Genomic DNA, 8,342 nt, shown 5'->3' on the forward strand with positions numbered 1-8,342 from the left:
TGGCTGTCGACGTCGATGAAGATCTCGTCGCCGAGCTCCGGCCGCCGCTCGGTCAGCCAGGTCTTGAGCGCGATCGCTTCGCGGGTGTCCTTGCTGGAGTGGCTCAAAAAGATCCGCGACACCTACGTGTACCCCCCTTTCGTGGAGGCCCCCGATTGCCCCGGCGCTGTGGTACTGCCGCTTGCAATGCCGCCGCGAACGAAAGAGTAATCCTGTGCGGCGGGTGGGGGTAGGCGATAGCCCGAAGTGACTGATCGCTCGCAAGCTGTTGTTTACCCGGACCGCACGCTGATCACTTGATGACGAGGGCGCCACCGTCCCCGAAGTCGGGTGCACACTGGCAAAACCGCTGAGTCCCTTGACCAACCACCTTTGTTCGAGCAACGTTTCGCTCGACAGAGCGTCGGCGGCCCGTGCAGGCTGACGTCCGCACGTCAACCAGGGTCGCTGGTGAGGTGTAGAGATTTTCCCGATACGGGCTCAATTGTCGGAAATTTCGTTCCTACGCCCGCCCCGATATCGAGGCGAGGTGTCGCAGCTGCGATCTCGCCTCGAGGCGTCGAGGCGTCGATCCGTCTGTACGCAGACACACCCATTCCGTGCTGTGTCTCAGCACTACCCCGCCAAGGTCGAGCGCGCGGGCTCGGTCGGGTATCCAGTGGCCGTTTAGAACCTCGAAGCCAAGTTCGCGCATTTCCTGGCGCGTCTCGCCCCTGAATCGACGTGCTTCATCAATCTGCTGACCGATCGACTCGATGGTGTGGCGCCTAATGATGACACCTTCGCAGCGTAGAAAGAGCTCGCGGGCCCGGGCGTCGCCTCCCCTGTGGCCCAGGATCGCCTTCCTGTCGTCGTCTGGGAGCTGAAGTAAGAAGTTGGGCGGCAGCGAGTTCGTCCGCGGAATAAGCCACCGAATCTCGTCTCGCCCCCCGGGGGACTGGATCGTGCGTTTTTTGTCTTGGTTTCCGCCCACGAGAATTTCCTCCCGTGGCCGCAGGAGTCCCACGGCGAATTCGCAGTCGTCGTCTGAGGCCCAGACGAGCAGACATAAATGGCCCACCGCCTCTCCCGGTATCTGCCATCCGCCCCACTTCTTCGACCACTTACAGTCGACGTCCAACCCATCGATGCAGTAGTCCATGCGATTCGGGCCATGGGCGAAATCGAACTGCGCGCGAATAACGTGCTCGAGCTTGACCCCGACGTAGGCCTGCTCTTGCTTTCCGCAGTGGTCGAGGTTCCATCGACCCGTGCGGGGGGTGTCGATCACCTCATCGATCGCTGTCCGGACACACATGCCCAACGCCTGCTCGAATCCGGCCTGCGACTCGAACCAGTCAGACACCCTGTCTAGTTCTGGGTCGAATCCTCGTGATGGTGGTGGCGGCACGTCCGCAGCATGCCAGCTTCACTCAAGAGGCATCAAGAGCCAACGCCGCGCTGGAGCTACGGCTTCGGTTGAACTGTTGATTGAACCGCTTCGAGGATGGGATCCTCACCAAGTGCCCGCGTCGTTCACACGTGACTTGTGCGGCTACCGCGCGGACACTGGCAAGCCGAATACATCAGACAGCAACGATGACCTGTCGATCGAGCTAGGCAACGCGCTGTTTGGCCAGCTAGGCGTGCCCGAGGGTAAGGCACCGCCGATCGATCCAGGCACGGTTATGGAACACATGATCGTCGCCGCCCTCCGCGACCTGCGCCCAGATCTAAAAGTTGAACGCTCCCGTCCAGCAAGCGACTTCGCGCAGTACGCACACCTCGACGTGTTCCCGCAGTTCCGGAGAAACTTTGGGGACTTGCGACCAGGCCTCGCCGGCCTGGCAACTCGTGTTCGCGCGGCCGACCTCGGCAGCGCAAGAGCACGAATTGAAAAAGACTTGGGACGCCTGGCAGCAAGCACAGAACAGCAGGCGATCCTTCTCGAGAATCTGGCCGAACAAATGCCCGAGGAATCGTTGCTGAACATCGACATATCGGTGGCGATACCCAAAATCGGCCAACTCGACGAGCTCGCGGTTGCGCTGTCGTCGAAGTGGTCACTACGAACGGACCGCGCGCAGGACTGCGTTTCGCAGGGGAACAAGTTAGTAGCACAACGACGAGGTCGGATGCCGCACTTCGGCGTCATCACAATCGAGCCTCGTCCATCGATGCTCCGCATTCTCGCCGACGGCTCTGGCGCGATTGATTTCGTATATCACCTTGACCTTCCGTCGTTGTCCACATCGATCGACGAAGTATCAAGTCGGAGAAGCGGTCGCTGGTCGCCGCGGCGCACTTTCGGCCGTCTCATGAGACAGCATCGCCTCAGGGATTTTGACCAGCTACTCGACGAGGTACGGCAGATTCCTAAACCATGACACCAACAAAACCTCCGAAAACCAGCTTCACTACGGCGCCCCCCAGGTCGACGTCATAGGCGAAGCAAGCGCGTCTTTCACTTTCCTCGCCACGGCTGATGCCAAGCCGACGGGGACCGCGTTGCCGATCTGTTTTGCGATCTCAATTTTAGAACCACACCATGCGAACGACTCCGGAAAGTCTTGCAGCAGCGCGGCTTCCAAGTGCGTGATTACGCGGTTGACACGCTTGCGCGGCCTACTCGGGTCCCACTGCGGGTGAAGGTACTGCCCTTTCTCGGGCTTGAAGAATTCCGTACGGATCGTGAGGGATGGCGCGTCCCAACGCATACGTCCCATAACGTCTGTTGTGCCCGTCGGCTTATTGCGCCAGCAATCTGGTAACAGTTCATCGGGGAGATCGAACCGCCCCCCGCCCGGTGGAATGCAGTCGTACCGCTGGAGCGATAACTCACGCGGGTTCCGACCGAAATGCAGGTCCAGCCACTTGAACTCACCAGGGACAGTCTCGCCGAAGAAGGTCGTACGGGTGTCCGGCAACGAGGTCGTCGAGGGCCGCTCGGGCAGCTTGCTGATCCTTTCGCGCACAGTCGCCCACGGGTGGAGGTCACCTTTCGGAAACCTTGCATGGGTCGTCTTCGGCAACTCAATCGGGCCAACTCGTGATCCGATGACGAATGCGCGGGTACGTCGTTGAGCGACACCGTAATCCGCCGCAACGAGCAAGCCGTGGGTCAATTCATAATCACTGATTAACCCGGCCTTGGCCTCATCGAGCAGCAGTTGAAATTCAGCACTACTTCTAAACCGGTCGACGTTTTCTATGACGAATACCTTCGGCCGCGTTCGCTCTACCACCTGGAGATAGCTCTTCCAAAGCTTGTTGCGGGGATCGTTGACATCTTTGCTTCCGAGGTTGGAGAAACCTTGGCATGGCGGCCCGCCGATCACGACGTCGGCCGTTGGGATGTCCGCCTTGAGCACCTCGTCGATGTCACCCCAATAAGCGTGGCCTTCGCCGAAGTTTGCCGCGTAAGTCGCAGCGGCATGGAGATTCCACTCAACCGCCAGCACTGGTTTGAAATCGTGACGCACAAAGCCCGCGGTCATGCCGCCGCATCCCGCGAAGAGGTCGATCATCGTCAGGGGCTTGGTCACGTGGATATCGTATTGACCGCCACCGACAGAGCCGTGTCGGCGCGCCGCTCCTACGCTAGACCGGTGACCGAGTCATGGGCTACTTCGCCCGGAGCCCGAGCCAGCATGCAATCGAATAAGGCCAGGGACACGAAGCCCGAGCTCGCGCTCCGCTCGGCGGTTCACGGTCTCGGGTTGCGCTACCGAGTGTCGGCGAGGCCTCTGAAAGAACTCAGGCGTACCGCTGACCTTGTCTTTCTTAAGGCCAAAGTTGCCGTTTTCCTCGACGGATGCTTCTGGCATGGCTGTCCCCAGCACCACTCGGTCGCAGTCGCGAACGCTAAGTTCTGGGCCGACAAGGTAAAGGGCAACATGGCGCGCGACCGCAACACGGACCAGCAGCTGACTCAAGCCGGTTGGGTCAGCATTCGGATCTGGGAACATGAGGACCCTCGGGTCGCTGCGATCCGCGTCCGCGACATCGTCATTGCGCGCCGGTCCGGACACGAATCGTCGTAGGGGCGAGTCAACACCCTCCCGGGACGTCGCCGCAGAGATGGAGGTAGTCAACAGTCCACCGAAGCCGCGCGAAGACGTCCATGTATCCGAAGAGTGGAATCGACCCGACAGGTGCCTTGTTGTCGGGAGTCCCGCTTCCTTGGAGCTGCGATATTTGTCATGGACCACAACCACGCTCACGGCGGAAGCTTCGCCACATCGACCAATACTTCACTCAATGCTCGCAGGAAACTGCAGGTTCCGCGGACTTGATCTACATCGGGGAACCCCGTCGACGAAGTTGGATGGGCAAAACTGTTGCGCTCCCGCATTATGACCGCCAAGCGGCTTTGCGCCTCCTGAGTGCAGTCGCCATCGGCTCGAGTTTCTAAGAATGCCTTCAAACGGGCTTGCTTACCGATTTCAGGCCATATCGACTTTATTCCCACCCGTTTCATAACATCGGCGACTACATTTGGATTCATATTTGACTCTGTGATGGCTAAGACTTCCGACTGGACGCTTACGTTTCCGCTACCGTCCAGATTGGACGCCATTGAGATAAGTAGATTTTCAGCCTGCTCATCCGTGTACCCATAGCGCCCTGGGTTCTGAGCCACCGTCAAAGTCAGCTGCATAAGCTCGGTCCGGAGCTTCTCAGGGAGTTCTCCGTATGTTGCGACGGCTCCACTAAGTGCGTCGGCGACTGTCATGACGACATCTCGGATAAAATACTCGAATCGACCGCAAACGTACGAATGCAAGGCGCCCGATAAAATAGGAAGATCCGATCGAACAACCTGCGCTAAGACTCCAAGGTCTACGGCCTCTTTCCAACTAGATTGCATGGAGGTATCTGCTAGATACGGTGTCGCAGATCCGCCGAAGATGCGGAATGCCGCTATCAGTTCTAGAAGCCTTTCCGCCTTTTCTAAATCAGCATGAAACTCGGCGAGCCGTGCGTCAAGTTGACTAGACATCCTGCCGGCCAGTGTTGAGAATCTTGACAGCAAGCTTTACGCGCGCCTGAATTGCGTCGATCGTGTTCCCACGGCCGACTAGTATCTCGTAGTCATTGACGTCATCCAGAGATGTTTCGAGCGCCGACCTAATCTCAGTCGTCCTATCTTCAATCGGATTTTGCCGATCAAAACTCAACGCGATCATTAAAGCATCGTATAGGGGGCGGCTGAGGCGACCGTTAGTCGGCAAACGGAATGCTCTGTCGCCAAACACTTCTCGCAGTCTCGTCAAACATTCGAGGAAAAGTCGTTCGTACTCAGTAGCTTCGGGTTCTGAGATGCGTGCGTGAACGCTCATGAATTTGTCGAGTATTCGACGAAGGGATCCGCGCTTCTCGTTAAGAAGTGCGTCTCTTAGAGCTAGGACTCGGAGAACCAGCTCCGCGTCGGCCAGACTAGAGAATAGGGCGTTATGAAGAAGCGCATCCGAGGGGTCAACTTCCTCATTCGGAGTCTTCGGTGGGATATCCCACGTGGTGGTAAAAATTTCTGTTCGAGCGAGCCGTATCAATAAATCATTTAGGGATCCAGGATATAACGCATTTCGCAATTCCTGTGGGTTAAGCTTTATTCCCCCGGTGTTCAATCTGTCGAACAGTACCCGACGCACATCGAGATCATCGGCGTCCGACTTTTGCGTTTCCGCCAGCAGTACTACGGCTGGCAAGCTGCGTCGCAAGAGACCTTTTTGCAGGACGCCTGGAAGGTCACGAAATCGCTTTCGATTCAATTCGGGCCAGTACTCAAGTCCTGTAAGCGAAAAATCATTTGCCAAGAAAGAGCTGATGGCATCCAATCTTTGCCGACCATCTATTACTTCATAAGAATTGTAATCCCGTTCATACAAAAATATCGCGGGTACAGGTATATTCAAGAGGAAAGATTCGATAAGCAATGATTTTTTCTTGTTGGGCCACCGAAGCCGTCTCTGATATGCGGGCGATATATCGATCAACTCCCGGCCGGGCTCGAGAGCAAGGCGTAGATAATCGAGTTGATAGTCTTTTGTTTCTCGCACAACTCGAAGCTGGCTTCGTGCGTACTTTTCAGCCGGATCTACCGTCTTGGATTCCAGATCGCCGTCATTCTGGTTCGTTGAGGCATCTTCTTCAAACCATTGGTCCACATCGATTTCGTCGACGGAGTCATCGTCCTCGGTCATGTGCAGAGTCTATGCACGAACGTTGTGCGTGGTGGGTAAATAAGACGCTCCGGTAGCCGAGGGCGGCGGCTTCCGCAGACTATCTGTTACCAAGCCCACCTTGCGCCTCGTCACCGCGGCCGCGGCGGCAGCGCCGCCAGCCATCCATCCGTGACCAGCTCAATGAGTTGCCCGTCCGGGTCCCGGATCATCGCCATCGCTTCCGATACCGCCGCATCGATGATCGTTCCCCCGAACTTAGGAACCTTGGTCAACACAGCAGCGAGGTCGGACACCGACAACGAGATATGCGTCAGCCCCACCTCATCCATCGCGCGCTCGGCGCCGGCATGCACTTCGCGCTTCGAGTAGTCGATGAGTTCGAGCACAAAGCCGTCCCGTATCAGGTAAGTCGCATGCACCCCGAGAGGCTCGGGAAGCTGCACCACCTGGGCGGTGAGATTGTCGGGCGGTTCGAGTTCCCACCAGAACTGGAAGCCGAGCACATCCTCGTAGAACCGGCGCGACAACTCACGATCCGCGACGCACAAGCCGACGTGGTTGAAAACCGTTCGGTAATCAGTCATTACAACCTCTATAGCCTGGGCGGAGTCAACAGCGTAATAATGCAAAGATAGCGTAATGGGCAGCCGCCACGGCTAGACAGAGACCCCGCCACCAGAAGGCTTTCGATGACGACACGCCCCGACGTCGCGCAAGACGCAATCGTCGACTTCGACCACCACTCCGACGCCTTCAACCTCAGCCAACAGACGGTCAACGCCGAGCTAAGACAACGGTGCCCCGTCGCCTGGAACACGAATTACGACGGGTTCTGGTACCTCAGCAGCTACGACGCCGTGAGCCAAACGGCCCGAGATGACGCCACCTTCTCCCACAAATACGAACCCAACGCCGAAAACGGCGTGGACTACCAGGGCGAGATGGGCGTCCCGCGACCGGAAGGTCAACCCGCCCTGGGCATCGGTGAGGTCGACGGCGACTACCACCTGGCCTTAAGACACGCGCTGGCCCCATTCTTCTCGCCCGGCGCCGTCGAGAAGCTCAAGCCGTTCATGGAGGAAAAGGCCCAGGAGTTCCTCGACCAACACATCGAAAGGGGCGAGATGGATCTGGTGCTCGACTACGCCAGCCCGGTCCCGGCCATCCTCACGATGAAGTTGATGGGCCTGCCCCACGACAACTGGCAGCTCTACGCCCACCTCTTCCACTCCGTGATGGCCGTCCCCCAAGACAGCCCCGAATACGCCGACGCCATCGCCAAAGTCCCGGCCATGATGGAGGAGGTCCTCCAACACGCAGCCGCCCGGCGAGCCGACAAAAAAGAAGACTTGACCAGCTTCCTCATCCAATTCGAGTTCGAGGGCAAGAAACTCGACGATGCCCAGCTACTCAACATCCTGTGGAACCTGATTGCCGGCGGCGTCGACACCACCACCTCCCAAACCGCGCTCACGCTAAGGCATCTCGGCACCCACCCCGACCTGAGACAGCAACTGAGAGATCACCCCGAGCTGTACCGCACCGCGACCGACGAATTCCTGCGCTACTTCACGGTCAACCGAACACTGAGCCGCACGGTCACCAGAAACGTCGAGCTCAACGGCCAACACCTACGCAAGAACGACAAACTCATCATCAGCTGGTTCTCCGCCAACCACGACGAGCACGAATTCGAAAAGCCCGACGAAGTCATTCTCGACCGAACACCCAACCGTCACTTGGCCTTTGGACTCGGTCCGCATCGCTGCATCGGCTCGCATCTGGCGCGGCTGATGTCCGAGGTGATGGTCAAGGCGGTCCTCGACCGCATCCCCGATTACCGAGTCGACGTCGACAAAGCCCACCAATACCTGGGCAGCCCGAGCATGACCGGGCTCAGCAAATTGCCGGTGACCTTCACCCCCGGAGCCAAGCGAAGCTAGCTGCCCCGCCTCGACGCGTTCCAACGCGTCACCCAAGGATTGGGAAGCGGCGCTGGGCGGCCAGGGCGTTGAGCCCCTTTTGCATCACGCCGCGCACGTGCGCATCGAGCTTCTTGATGTCGGGAGCCTCACCGAATTCGACGGCGATATCGACTGGTCGCAGCACCTCGGTGACGATCTTTGTCGGCAGCGGGATGTTGACCGGCAAGACGACACTCGGCCCGAACGGGAA

Annotated in this window: 8 protein-coding genes and 1 pseudogene; 3 read left to right on the forward strand and 6 right to left on the reverse strand. The window is 58.4% G+C overall.

Annotation, left to right across the window (positions count from 1 at the left end):
- Window positions 1-502: 502 nt before the first annotated feature.
- The gene (locus tag ACZY0B_RS26120; RefSeq protein ID WP_463767140.1) at window positions 503-1,345 is read right to left on the reverse strand and encodes a NaeI family type II restriction endonuclease; all 843 of its coding nucleotides are present in this window, start codon (window positions 1,343-1,345) and stop codon (window positions 503-505) included.
- A 157-nt stretch (window positions 1,346-1,502) separates the two neighbouring features.
- Between ACZY0B_RS26120 and ACZY0B_RS26125 the strand changes: the two genes are divergently transcribed.
- Window positions 1,503-2,366, forward strand: a complete 864-nt coding sequence (locus tag ACZY0B_RS26125; protein ID WP_463767141.1) for an NgoMIV family type II restriction endonuclease — start codon at window positions 1,503-1,505, stop codon at window positions 2,364-2,366.
- Between the two features lie 30 nt (window positions 2,367-2,396).
- Here ACZY0B_RS26125 and ACZY0B_RS26130 read toward each other — a convergent pair whose 3' ends face one another.
- On the reverse strand, window positions 2,397-3,524 hold the full coding sequence (locus tag ACZY0B_RS26130) for a DNA cytosine methyltransferase (RefSeq protein ID WP_463767142.1): 1,128 nt from the start codon (window positions 3,522-3,524) through the stop codon (window positions 2,397-2,399).
- 105 nt (window positions 3,525-3,629) lie between these two features.
- Here ACZY0B_RS26130 and ACZY0B_RS26135 point away from each other — a divergent pair, with 105 nt between their 5' ends.
- A complete protein-coding gene (locus tag ACZY0B_RS26135) occupies window positions 3,630-4,022 on the forward strand; it encodes a very short patch repair endonuclease (RefSeq protein WP_463767147.1) in 393 nt (130 codons plus the stop codon).
- Between the two features lie 176 nt (window positions 4,023-4,198).
- On the opposite strand, the gene ACZY0B_RS26140 is transcribed toward ACZY0B_RS26135, so the two are convergent.
- The 3 genes from ACZY0B_RS26140 to ACZY0B_RS26150 form a co-directional block, all read right to left on the reverse strand.
- Window positions 4,199-4,981 carry a HEPN domain-containing protein gene (locus ACZY0B_RS26140; RefSeq protein ID WP_463767143.1) on the reverse strand — a complete coding sequence of 261 codons (783 nt, stop codon included), beginning with the start codon at window positions 4,979-4,981 and terminating at the stop codon, window positions 4,199-4,201.
- Window positions 4,974-6,185, reverse strand: coding sequence for a GmrSD restriction endonuclease domain-containing protein (locus ACZY0B_RS26145; protein WP_463767144.1), 1,212 nt, complete (start codon window positions 6,183-6,185; stop codon window positions 4,974-4,976). The genes ACZY0B_RS26140 and ACZY0B_RS26145 overlap by 8 nt, the downstream gene beginning before the upstream one ends.
- Window positions 6,186-6,295: 110 nt before the next feature.
- The gene (locus ACZY0B_RS26150) at window positions 6,296-6,751 is read right to left on the reverse strand and encodes a VOC family protein (protein WP_463767145.1); all 456 of its coding nucleotides are present in this window, start codon (window positions 6,749-6,751) and stop codon (window positions 6,296-6,298) included.
- A gap of 105 nt (window positions 6,752-6,856) precedes the next feature.
- Here ACZY0B_RS26150 and ACZY0B_RS26155 point away from each other — a divergent pair, with 105 nt between their 5' ends.
- The gene (locus tag ACZY0B_RS26155) at window positions 6,857-8,110 is read left to right on the forward strand and encodes a cytochrome P450 (RefSeq protein ID WP_463767146.1); all 1,254 of its coding nucleotides are present in this window, start codon (window positions 6,857-6,859) and stop codon (window positions 8,108-8,110) included.
- 28 nt (window positions 8,111-8,138) lie between these two features.
- Here ACZY0B_RS26155 and ACZY0B_RS26160 read toward each other — a convergent pair.
- A pseudogene (locus tag ACZY0B_RS26160) lies at window positions 8,139-8,342 on the reverse strand (glycerol acyltransferase); the annotation flags it as partial.

The organism is Mycobacterium sp. IDUB_19 (assembly GCF_055419445.1).

Excerpts from the sequence above, each read along its gene's own strand:
- ACZY0B_RS26135 (WP_463767147.1), top strand. The coding sequence starts at position 3,630 with ATGCAATCGAATAAGGCCAGGGACACGAAGCCCGAGCTCGCGCTCCGC.
- ACZY0B_RS26140 (WP_463767143.1), bottom strand. The coding sequence starts at position 4,981 with ATGTCTAGTCAACTTGACGCACGGCTCGCCGAGTTTCATGCTGATTTA.
- ACZY0B_RS26145 (WP_463767144.1), bottom strand. The coding sequence starts at position 6,185 with ATGACCGAGGACGATGACTCCGTCGACGAAATCGATGTGGACCAATGG.
- ACZY0B_RS26150 (WP_463767145.1), bottom strand. The coding sequence starts at position 6,751 with ATGACTGATTACCGAACGGTTTTCAACCACGTCGGCTTGTGCGTCGCG.
- ACZY0B_RS26155 (WP_463767146.1), top strand. The coding sequence starts at position 6,857 with ATGACGACACGCCCCGACGTCGCGCAAGACGCAATCGTCGACTTCGAC.